Below are 9,837 nucleotides of genomic sequence, written 5' to 3'. Positions count from 1 at the left end.
GCGCGCCTACGAGCTGCGCCCGCAGCGCGCCGAGTCGCTGACCGCGCTGGCCACGTACTGCCGCGGCCGCAGCGAGTGGCACCGCGCCTACCTGTTCGCCAGCGCCGCCGCCGCCCTGCCGCTGCCGACGGATCGCCTGTTCGTGGACCTGGGCGCCTACCAGTGGCGCGCGCGCGACGAGCTGGCGCTGGCGGCTTTCCATACCGGCCGCCAGGCAGAGGCCGCCGCCCTGTGGCAAGAGCTGCTCGCGAGCCCGGCGCTGCCGCCAAGCGAACACGAGCGCATCGGGCGCAATCTGGGCTTCGTGCCGGCAGCAGAGCTACGCAGCGCTCAGGGCGCCTCGCGCTGCACTGAGCAGTCCGCATGATCCGGCCTCCGGCCTTCTGTCTTCCCTTTTGCCTCTGCCTTCCTCCTGCCGGTGGGCAGAGCCTGCCGGTGCGCAAGCCGGGCCTCTGGGAGATCGCAGTGCGGGCCGAGGGGGATTCCCTGGTGCGGCAGCAGAAGGTGCAGCAGTGCACCGACGCCGGCACCGATGCCGTGTTGCTGATGGCGGTGGTGCCGGGCCAGGCGGACTGCCATGAATCCAGCATCCGCGAGCGGGAGGGGCGCTACGACGTTCGCACCGTTTGCTATGTGCACGACAACCGTGTCGAGGCCCACGTGCAGCTCTCGGGCAGCTTCAGCACGGCCTACGAAGGCAGGTTCGACGTGAAGTACGCACGGCCGGTGCGCCACAACCCTGGACCCACCCGCTTCGAGGGACGCTGGCTCGGTGCATGTACCGCCGGCATGCGGCCCGGCGACATGGTCCTGCCGAACGGCGTGACCTTGCGGATCGCGCAACGGCGCGGCCAGCGCGAGGGCCGCGAGGGGTATTCACCCCGAGGCGATGGCGGCGCAAAAGCCGGACCGTAGGCGTTCCTGTACTTTGCTATCTAAATAATAGCTAATAGCCCAGGTAGATCCTGGGCTACAGGCATTTTTCATGCAAAAACACCGGCGGTGTCCTGCATGCGCGCCGATACCTCGCCCAGTTGATGCAGCGTGTCGCCAAAGCTCATTTCGAGCTGGGTGAGCTTCTTGAAGTAGTGGCTGCCGATGTACTCGTCGGTCACGCCGATGCCGCCGTGCAGCTGCACCGACTGCTGGCCGACGAAGCGCATGGACACGCCCAGCTGGTACTTGGCGCGCGCCATGGCGGCGCGGCGCTCGGCGGCCGGAGCGTTGAGCTTGAGGCTGGCGTAGTAGCTCATGGAGCGCGCCAGCTCCAGCTGCATCTTCATGTCGGCCACGCGGTGGCGCAGTGCCTGGAAGCTGGCGATGGCCACGCCGAACTGCTTGCGCGTGTTCATGTACTCGACCGTGACGGCCAGGGTGCTGTCCATCACGCCCACGGCCTCGGCACAGGTGGCGGCGATGCCGATGTCCACCGCGTGCTCCAGGGCCGCGAGGCCGTCAGTCGTGACGAGCCGTGCCGGCGCGTCCTGCAGCGTCACCTCGGCCGCGCGGCTGCCGTCCTGCGTGCCGTAGCCCTGGGTGCGGACGCCGGCGGCGCCGCGCTCGACCAGGAACAGGGCGATCCTGCCGCCCAGTTGCGCCGGCACCAGGAAGGCGTCGGCCTGGTCGCCCGCGGGCACCAGGCTCTTGGTGCCCGACAGCGTGTAGCCCGCGCCGGCAGCCGTGGCGGTGGCCGCGCACAGGTCCAGCCGGTAGCGCGCCTTGCGCTCCTGGTAGGCCAGCACCACCAGTTTTTCGCCGGTGGCGATGCCGCCGAGCCATGCGGCCTTGAGCGGGGCCGGCGCGTAGCCGGTGAGCACGGCGCCGGCGATCAGTGCCTGCGCCAGCGGCTCCAGCACCATGCCGCGGCCCAGTTCTTCCATGACCACCATGCCTTCGACCGGGCCCAGCCCCAAGCCGCATTCGGCCTCGGGCACGTAGAGGCCGGCCAGGCCCAGTTCTGCCAGCTCGCCATAGGCCGCGCGCGAGAAACCGCCTTCGGCCACGATGCCGCGGCGGCGTTCGAAGCCGTAGCCCTTGTCGACCCAGCGGTGCACCGCCTCGCGCAACTGCTGCTGCTCGTCGGAAAAATCGAAGTCCATAAAAGAAAACTCTTTCTAGCGAAGCTCTTGCGGGAGCCCCCTCCTGAAGGGGGCGTGGGGGAGCGGTCCTGTCGCGCGGGGCGCAGACCGTGCTTGCGCGCTAGCCGAGCACGGTCTGCGCCACGATGTTGCGTTGCACTTCGTTGGAGCCGCCGTAGATCGTGGTCTTGCGGTAGTTGAAGTAGTTCGAGGCCAGCGGGGCGTTGGCGGCCTCGCCGCCGGGGAAGTCGCCCTGCCAGCCGGCCTCCATGGCCTCTTCGATGAAGGGCAGGCTGAAAGGGCCGGCGGCCAGCATCATCAGTTCGGTGTAGCGCTGCTGGATCTCGCTGCCGCGGATCTTGAGCAGGCCGGCGATGTCGAGCGAGTTCTTGCCCGACTTCTCGGCCGAGAGCACGCGCAGCACCAGCATCTCCAGTGCCACCACGTCGACCTCGAGCTTGGCGATCTCGTCGCGGAAGCGCGGGTCGTCATAGACGCCTTCGGTCCTGGCGATGCGCTTGAGGCGCTCCAGCTCGCGCTTGGAGCGGTTCACGTCGGCGATGTTGGTGCGCTCGTGGCTGAGCAGGTGCTTGGCGTAGGTCCAGCCCTTGTTCTCTTCGCCGATGAGGTTCTCGGCCGGCACCTCGACGTTGTCGAAGAACACCTCGTTGACCTCGCACTCGCCGTCCAGCAGCCGGATCGGCCGCACGCTCAGGCCCGGGCTCTTCATGTCGATCAGCAGGAAGCTGATGCCGGTCTGCGGCTTGCCCTCGGTGCTGGTGCGCACCAGGCAGAAGATCCACTCGCCGTACTGGCCGAGCGTGGTCCAGGTCTTCTGGCCGTTGACGATGTACTTGTCGCCCCGGCGTTCGGCCCGGGTCTTGACCGAGGCCAGGTCCGAGCCCGCGCCCGGCTCGCTGTAGCCCTGGCTCCACCAGACCTCGCCGCTGGCGATGCCGGGCAGGAAGCGCTGCTGCTGCTCCTTGTTGCCGAAGGCCATGATGACCGGCGCCACCATCACCGGCCCGAAGGGCACCACGCGCGGGGCGCCGGCCAGCGCGCATTCTTCCTCGAACAGGTGCTTCTGCACCGCGTTCCAGCCCGGGCCGCCGAATTCCTTGGGCCAGCCGTGGCCGAGCCAGCCCTTCTTGCCCAGGATCCTGGCCCAGCGCTGCATGTCGTCGCGGGTCAGGCGCAGGGCGTTGCGCACCTTGTGGGCGATGTCCGCGGGCAGGTTCTCCTGCACCCAGGTGCGGATGTCCTCGCGGAACTTCTGTTCTTCAGGGGTAAAGGCCAAGTCCATCGGTGTGTCTCCAGGGAAGCCGGGGTTTTAGCACGGGCGTTCGAAAGTCGCATGTCCGGGGGGTGACATTCAGCGCGGCGCCGCCAGCGCCGCGACTTGCGCGCGCAGCGCGGCCACCTCGGCCTCCAGCGCCTCCACCCGCGCCAGCAGGCCGGCTGCGGGGGCCGGGGCGGGGCGCTCGTCCATGGCCAGCGCGCTGGCGTCGACCGGGCCGCAGACGAGCTGCGCCCAGCGTGCCTCGCGCGCGCCGGGCGCGCGCGGCAGGCGCAGCACCAGCGGGCCGCCTTTCTCCTCGCTGCGCTCCTGCAGCTCGTCCAGAAAGGCCTCGACCGAGGAGATGTCGGCAAAGCGGTGCCAGCGCTCGGCGTGGATGCGCAGCTCGCCGGCGGTCTGCGGCCCGCGCAGCATGAGCAGGCCCAGCAGCGCCGCGGCGGCGCCCGGCACGCCGTAGGCGCGCTCGAAGTTGTGCTCCCAGCGCGTGGCGCGCCCGCCGCTGGTCTCGAACACCAGGGTCAGGCGCTTGAGCTCGTCCAGCGCCTGCTGCGCCTCGGACTCGCTCACCTGCATGGCCGGCTCGCGGCTGGATTTCTGGTTGCAGCCGGAGACGACGGCGTTGAGCGTCAGCGGGTAGCTGTCGGGCACGGTGCGTGCCTTTTCCATCAGCGTGCCGAGCACGCGCGCTTCGAGAGGGGAGAGAGGTCTGATTGCCATAATGCCGGCCCACATGAAAAAGCAAAACCTCGTCATTCTCATCTCAGGCGCCGGCTCCAACATGCAGGCCATCGTGCAGGCCGCGCGGCGCGACGACTGGGAGGGGCGCTTCGGCGCCCGCGTGGCGGCGGTGATCAGCAACCGCGCCGACGCGCCCGGCCTGGCCTGGGCGGCCTCGCAGGGCGTGGCCACGCACGCGCTGGACCACAGGGCCTACGCCTCGCGCGAGGATTTCGACGCCGCGCTGGCGGCGCTGGTCGATGGCCACGACCCGGCGCTGCTGGTGCTGGCCGGCTTCATGCGCATCCTGACGCCGGGCTTCGTCGGCCGCTACGAAGGGCGCATGCTCAACATCCACCCCTCGCTGCTGCCGGCCTTCCCCGGGCTGCACACCCACCGCCGCGCGATCGAGGCCGGCTGCGCCTTCGCCGGCAGCACCGTGCACCGCGTGACCACCGAGCTGGACCTGGGCCCGATCCTCGGCCAGGCCGTGGTGCCGGTGCTGCCCAGCGACACGCCCGAGGCGCTGGCCGCGCGCGTGCTCTCGCAGGAGCATCTGCTGTATCCGCGCGTGCTCGCCGATTTGCTATCTAAAATGTAGCATGAAGCCCAGGTAGAAACTGGGCTCGTGGCACTTTTGATGATGATTTCCAGCGCAGGCCGGCGTGCGCGCGGGTGCAGGGCTTCTGCAAAGGCGAGGTAAAGCATGGCGGTCGGCCCACGCCGGCCCCCGTTGCGCGGCTGGCGAGCGCTGTGAAACCAAGCACAATCGGTCCCTTGCGGCAGGACACCCTCTCCATGACGAAAGCACCGCCCCGGATCCTGGTGGTCGACGACGACGCCGAGATCACCACCTTGCTGCGCGACTATCTGGCGCGTTTCGGCTTCGACGTACAGCTCGCCGGCGACGGCGAGGCCATGAGAGCGCAACTGGCCGCGCGGCCCATCGACCTGCTGGTGCTGGACATCATGCTGCCCGGCACCGACGGCCTGGCCCTGGCGCGCGAGGTGCGCGCCGGCTCGCGCATCCCCATCATCATGCTGACCGCGCGCGGCCATCCGTACGACCGCGTGCTGGGGCTGGAGCTGGGGGCCGACGACTACATGGCCAAGCCCTTCGAGCCGCGCGAACTGGTGGCGCGCATACAGAACGTGCTGCGCCGCGCGGAGGCCTCGGCCGTCGCCCAAGGGCGGGACGTGGCCAGTTTCGACGGCTGGCAGCTGTACCGGCAGGAGCGGCGGCTGGTGTCGCCACAGGGCGTGGTCGTGCCGCTGTCCAACGCCGAATACCGGCTGCTTTCCACCTTCCTGGCCATGCCGCACCGGCTGTTCAGCCGCGACCAGCTCATGGAGCAGGCGCGCGGCCGCAGCATGGAGGCCTTCGAGCGCAGCATCGACCTGCTGGTGTCGCGGCTGCGCCAGAAGCTGGCCGACGACCCGCGCGCGCCCACCATCATCAAGACCGTGCGCGGCGGCGGCTACATCTTCAACGCGCGCTCGGTGCAGGCCTGACCGGGTCCGCGTGAGCCTGGCATGGGCGTGACTCCCACCCGCTGGCAGGCGCTGTCGGCGCGGGCCGCGCGGCTGGTGCCGGACACCCTGTTCGGCAGGCTGGCGCTGCTGCTCTTCGTGACGGCGCTGGTCAGCCACGTACTGGCCCTGGCCCTGGAGTTCGAGCTGCATCCGCACCGCCCGCTCTTCGGGCTGCTGCTCGACATCGGCGTGCGCGTGGCCGCGCTGTGGCTGGCGGCCTGGGTCGGCGCGCGCTGGCTGTCGCAGCCGGTGCGCCGGCTGGCCGCCGCGGCGCGCGCGCTGGGCCGGGACATCCACCGGACGCCGCTGGCTGAGGCCGGCACCATCGAGTGCCGCGAAGCCACGCGCGTCTTCAACGGCATGCAGGCCCAGATCCGCCGGCAGATCGACGAGCGCGACCGCTTCGTGGCGGCGGTGTCGCACGACCTGCGCACCCCGCTGACCCGCCTGCGGCTGCGCGTCGAGGCGCTTCAGGACGCCGCGGAACGCCAGCGCTTCGGCCGCGACATCGCCGAGATGGAAGCCATGCTGCGCGCCACGCTCGACCACCTGCGCGGCGCCGCGGAGGCCGAGGCGCTGGTGCCGCTCGACGTCATGGCGCTGGTCACCAGCATGGCCGACGACCAGCAGGACGCTGGCCATCCGGTCACCGTCGTCGGGCACTGCGCGCCGCTGCAGGCCCAGCCCTCTGCCCTGCGCCGCTGCATCTCCAACCTGGTGGAGAACGCGGTGCGCTATGGCGGCGGCGCAGAGATCCATCTCATCGACGCGCCGCAGCGCCTGCGCGTCGAGGTGGCAGACCGAGGGCCGGGCCTGCCGGAGGCGGAGCTGGAGCAGGTGCTTGCGCCGTTCTACCGGGTCGAGTCCTCGCGCAACCGGCACTCGGGCGGCATCGGACTGGGCCTGTCCATCGCCCACGACATCGCACGGCGCCATGGCGGCACGCTGGTGCTGCGCAACCGCATGGGCGGCGGGCTGGTGGCCGCGCTGGAACTGCCGCGCGGCACGCTCGGGGCGGCTTAGGCACGCTCGGGGCGGCTTAGGCGCTGGCCTCCAGCCGGCGGAAGCGAGGCTGCCGCAGGCCGTCCACCGTCACCTCACCGGCAAACATCGCCGCCGGCCGCACCCACAGGCCGCGTTCGCCATACAGCGCGCGGTAGAGGGTCATCGGCTCCAGCGTCTCGCTGTGGCGCGCGGCGCCGAGCACCTCGTACAGCCCGCCCTTGTAGTGGCGGTAGGTGCCCGGCGGCGTTTCGATCAGCGGGGGAAGGTCGTGGTCCATGGGCGGGTGGGACAATCGGGCCATGCATCCTAAAGCCCTGTTGGACGCCTGCGCCGAACTGGTGCGGCTCACGCTGACCTTCGAACACCCTGCAGACGCCGTCGTCTCCCGTTACTTCCGCGACCATCGCAACCTCGGACCGCGCGAGCGCGCCACGCTGGCCGAAACCGTCTACAACGTGCTGCGCCAGAAGCTGCGCTACGAACACCTGGCCCGCTCCGGCAGCGGGCCCAAGGAGCGGCGGCTGGCCATTCTGGGCTTCCACGGCCCGCGCGATTTCCTCAAGAGCGCGTTGTTCGACCAGGAGAAGACCTGGCTCGACCAGTGCGACCAGATCGACACCGCCGACCTGATGGAGCCGCACCGCCACAACCTGCCCGAATGGCTGGCCGCGCCGCTCAAGGCCCAGGCCGGCAGCGGGTTCTGGGCGCTGGCCGACAGCCTGCAGCAGGGCGCGCCGCTCGACCTGCGCGTCAATGCCTTGAAGGAAAAAAGAGCGGAGGTCCAGGCGGAACTCAAGAAGATTGCCATCAAATCAGTAGCGACCCCGTTCTCCCCGTGGGGCCTGCGCATCGAGGGCAAGCCGGCGCTGACCAGGCTCGACGCCTTCACCCGCGGCGCCATCGAGGTGCAGGACGAGGGCTCGCAACTGCTGGCCCTGCTGCTCGACGCCAAACGCGGCGAGATGGTGGTCGATTTCTGCGCCGGCGCGGGCGGCAAGACGCTGGCCATCGGCGCCACCATGCGCAGCACCGGCCGGCTGTATGCCTTCGACACCTCGGCACACCGGCTCGACGCGCTCAAGCCGCGCCTGGCGCGCAGCGGCCTGTCCAACGTCCACCCGGCCGCCATTGCCCACGAGCGCGACGAGCGCGTGAAGCGCCTGGCCGGCAAGATCGACCGGGTGCTGGTGGATGCGCCTTGCTCGGGCCTGGGCACGCTGCGCCGCAATCCCGACCTGAAGTGGCGCCAGTCGCAGCAGTCCGTGCAGGAGCTGACAGCCAAGCAGGCCGCCATCCTGGAGAGCGCCGCCCGCCTGGTGCAACCCGGCGGCCGTCTGGTCTACGCCACATGCAGCCTGCTGCCCGAGGAAAACGAGGCGATCGCCGCCGCGTTTTCCCAGGCGCACCCGGAATTCCAGCCGCTGGAGGCCGCCGAGCTGCTGACCCAGCTCAAGGTGCCCCAGGCCCAGAGCCTGTGCCAGGGCCCCGTGAGCGGCGGCGAATACCTCCGCCTGTGGCCCCATCTGCACCAAACCGATGGCTTTTTTGCCGCTGTCTGGTCGAAAAAGCCCTGAAGTTCGTGCAATGGCTGTGAAAAGTTGGGGGCAACCGAACTTTTCCCGCGGCTGGTCCCTCTAAAATGCGGGCTCGCCACTCCGGCATCCGCCGATCACCTGGCGATTCCCTCTTCCCGAGGTTTTGTGAATATGGTTCTCCCTGACTCTGTCGTCTTGAACGCCGCCATCGACTGGCTCAGCAATGGCTTGCTGGACTTCTCCTGGTGGGAGATCGTGCTGTACACGCTGGTGACCACCCATATCACCATCGTCGCGGTGACGGTGTTCCTGCACCGTGCGCAGGCGCACCGGGCGCTGGATCTGCACCGCATTCCTTCGCACTTCTTCCGCTTCTGGCTGTGGATCGGCACCGGCATGGTCACGCGCGAGTGGGTCGCCATCCACCGCAAGCACCACGCCAAGTGCGAAACCGAGGAAGATCCGCACAGCCCGCAGACCCGTGGCATCGACACCGTGATGTGGCGTGGTGCGGAGCTCTATCGCGCGGAATCCAGGAACAAGGAAACCATCGCCAAGTTCAGCCACGGCGTGCCCAACGACTGGGTCGAGCGCAACCTCTACAGCCGCTACGGCTGGCAGGGCGTGGGCCTGATGCTGATCCTGGACCTGGCCCTGTTCGGCGCCCTCGGCGCGACCGTGTGGGCCGTGCAGATGCTGTGGATCCCGTTCTGGGCCGCCGGCGTCGTCAACGGCATCGGCCACTACTGGGGCTACCGCAATTTCGAGGCGCAGGACGCCAGCACCAACATCTCGCCCTGGGGCCTGATCATCGGCGGCGAAGAACTGCACAACAACCACCATACCTATCCGACCTCGGCCAAGTTCTCGGTCAAGAAGTACGAGTTCGACATCGGCTGGGTCTACATCAGCCTGATGCAGAAGATCGGCTGGGCCACCGTCAAGAAGACCCCGCCCAAGCTGCAGATGGGCGCCGTCAAGCCCGTGGCCGACGAGAAGACCCTGGAGGCGCTCATCGCCAACCGCTATGAAGTAATGGCCGGCTATGCGCGCGGCGTGCGCCGCGCCTGCCGCGAGGAAATCGCCGCGCTCAGGGCGCGCCAGGGCGACGTCTCCACGCTCCAGAGCGTCAAGCGCTGGCTGCACCGCGACACCGAGAAGGTGCCGGCCTCCGCGCTGCCGCAGGTGGCCCAGGCGCGCGCCGCGCACCCGGTGCTCGACAAGATGCTGGTGATGCGCGAGGAGTTGCGCCAGCTCTGGCTCAACACGACGCACTCACGTGAGCAGCTGACCGCCGAGCTGCAGGCCTGGTGCCGCCGCGCGGAGGAGAGCGGCATTGCCGCCCTGCGTGATTTCTCCGTCCGCCTGCGCGCAGCCCACGCCTGAAGCGCCTGGTACCGACATCATCCCCACGCCGCCGGCCCGCGAGGCCCGGCGGCTTTTGTCTTGGGGGCCGTGGCTATCAGCAGAAACGTGCCCAGATCGTTACAATAGAGAGTTCGCAGCGCGGCGGCTTTTGTCGCCATGTTCGCGCAGCATCCCCGGAGGATGTTTTTCTGCGGATTCTCGGCCCCGCTTGCCAGGCGTACCCGGCCGTCTTTCCACCCTGCCTGCCGCAGCAGCACCGTCGCCACGACCTCCTGCTGCGGGCGAAGTGCCTATCGCCTTCGCC

General features: G+C 69.4%; 11 protein-coding genes and 1 pseudogene. 7 read left to right on the top strand and 5 right to left on the bottom strand.

The window, feature by feature from the left end:
- Positions 1 to 367 (top strand): annotated as a pseudogene (locus JHD63_RS05445) (hypothetical protein); the annotation flags it as partial.
- 68 nt (positions 368 to 435) lie between these two features.
- On the top strand, positions 436 to 915 hold the full coding sequence (locus JHD63_RS05440) for a DUF3617 domain-containing protein (RefSeq protein WP_198969722.1): 480 nt from the start codon (positions 436 to 438) through the stop codon (positions 913 to 915).
- Positions 916 to 983: 68 nt separating this feature from the next.
- Here the strand turns inward: JHD63_RS05440 and JHD63_RS05435 are convergent, their stop codons facing one another.
- The 3 genes from JHD63_RS05435 to JHD63_RS05425 form a co-directional block, all read right to left on the bottom strand.
- Positions 984 to 2,099, bottom strand: coding sequence for an acyl-CoA dehydrogenase family protein (locus JHD63_RS05435; protein WP_198969721.1), 1,116 nt, complete (start codon positions 2,097 to 2,099; stop codon positions 984 to 986).
- 100 nt (positions 2,100 to 2,199) lie between these two features.
- Positions 2,200 to 3,381 carry an acyl-CoA dehydrogenase family protein gene (locus JHD63_RS05430; RefSeq protein WP_198969720.1) on the bottom strand — a complete coding sequence of 394 codons (1,182 nt, stop codon included), beginning with the start codon at positions 3,379 to 3,381 and terminating at the stop codon, positions 2,200 to 2,202.
- Positions 3,382 to 3,450: 69 nt separating this feature from the next.
- The gene (locus tag JHD63_RS05425) at positions 3,451 to 4,092 is read right to left on the bottom strand and encodes a YceH family protein (protein WP_198969719.1); all 642 of its coding nucleotides are present in this window, start codon (positions 4,090 to 4,092) and stop codon (positions 3,451 to 3,453) included.
- A gap of 13 nt (positions 4,093 to 4,105) precedes the next feature.
- Between JHD63_RS05425 and purN the strand changes: the two genes are divergently transcribed.
- From purN to JHD63_RS05410, 3 genes are all read left to right on the top strand, one after another.
- Positions 4,106 to 4,693: a phosphoribosylglycinamide formyltransferase gene (gene purN, locus JHD63_RS05420; protein WP_198969718.1), complete on the top strand. Its 588-nt coding sequence runs from the start codon at positions 4,106 to 4,108 to the stop codon at positions 4,691 to 4,693.
- A gap of 197 nt (positions 4,694 to 4,890) precedes the next feature.
- Positions 4,891 to 5,604 (top strand): response regulator, encoded by a 714-nt coding sequence (locus JHD63_RS05415; RefSeq protein ID WP_198969717.1) that lies wholly within the window; start codon positions 4,891 to 4,893, stop codon positions 5,602 to 5,604.
- A gap of 21 nt (positions 5,605 to 5,625) precedes the next feature.
- Positions 5,626 to 6,648: an ATP-binding protein gene (locus tag JHD63_RS05410; protein WP_198969716.1), complete on the top strand. Its 1,023-nt coding sequence runs from the start codon at positions 5,626 to 5,628 to the stop codon at positions 6,646 to 6,648.
- 16 nt (positions 6,649 to 6,664) lie between these two features.
- On the opposite strand, the gene JHD63_RS05405 is transcribed toward JHD63_RS05410, so the two are convergent.
- Positions 6,665 to 6,907, bottom strand: coding sequence for a DUF1653 domain-containing protein (locus JHD63_RS05405; RefSeq protein ID WP_198969715.1), 243 nt, complete (start codon positions 6,905 to 6,907; stop codon positions 6,665 to 6,667).
- A gap of 22 nt (positions 6,908 to 6,929) precedes the next feature.
- Here JHD63_RS05405 and JHD63_RS05400 point away from each other — a divergent pair, with 22 nt between their 5' ends.
- A complete protein-coding gene (locus JHD63_RS05400) occupies positions 6,930 to 8,204 on the top strand; it encodes an RsmB/NOP family class I SAM-dependent RNA methyltransferase (protein ID WP_198969714.1) in 1,275 nt (424 codons plus the stop codon).
- A gap of 132 nt (positions 8,205 to 8,336) precedes the next feature.
- Positions 8,337 to 9,551, top strand: a complete 1,215-nt coding sequence (locus JHD63_RS05395) for a DesA family fatty acid desaturase (RefSeq protein ID WP_198969713.1) — start codon at positions 8,337 to 8,339, stop codon at positions 9,549 to 9,551.
- 17 nt (positions 9,552 to 9,568) lie between these two features.
- Here the strand turns inward: JHD63_RS05395 and JHD63_RS05390 are convergent, their stop codons facing one another.
- On the bottom strand, positions 9,569 to 9,799 hold the full coding sequence (locus tag JHD63_RS05390) for a hypothetical protein (RefSeq protein WP_198969712.1): 231 nt from the start codon (positions 9,797 to 9,799) through the stop codon (positions 9,569 to 9,571).
- Between the last annotated feature and the right edge of the window lie 38 nt (positions 9,800 to 9,837).

Origin of the sequence: Xylophilus sp. ASV27, assembly GCF_016428875.1 — a bacterium.
Lineage (GTDB): Bacteria > Pseudomonadota > Gammaproteobacteria > Burkholderiales > Burkholderiaceae_C > Xylophilus.
This window is presented reverse-complemented; position numbering and strand designations above follow the sequence as displayed.